Here is a 309-nt window from a genome sequence, read left to right as displayed (position 1 = left end):
GCTCTTCCGATCTAACTTCTATCCAACTTCCTCGAACATCAGACCACCGTAACCATTGCCGTTCAATCCCTTGATAAACACCTTTCCATAACCCTAATCCTAATTCTAAGCCCGGTATCCAAATTCGTTGTTCAGTGGGTTCGAGTTGTTCGTAGCGACTTCCCACTAAATGAAATGCTTCTAATTTATTGTTTTCAGGATCAAACAAAATATAATAGGGAATCCGAAGAAACTGTTCATAAACATCCCATTTTGTTGGAATAGTCTCTACACCAACCGGAGTTTGACCTAAATCTTCAGTGGCGGTTT

The 309-nt window shown here is 40.5% G+C and carries 1 protein-coding gene; it reads right to left on the bottom strand.

The window, feature by feature from the left end; genetic code table 11:
* A partial coding sequence (locus M595_RS28795) for a Uma2 family endonuclease (protein ID WP_023070075.1) occupies window positions 1–309 on the bottom strand: 309 nt, incomplete at both ends.

This window comes from Lyngbya aestuarii BL J (genome assembly GCF_000478195.2).
In the GTDB taxonomy this organism is placed as follows: domain Bacteria; phylum Cyanobacteriota; class Cyanobacteriia; order Cyanobacteriales; family Microcoleaceae; genus Capilliphycus; species Capilliphycus aestuarii.
The sequence above is the reverse complement of the archived record's forward strand: the minus strand, read 5'-3'. Positions and strand labels throughout refer to the sequence as shown.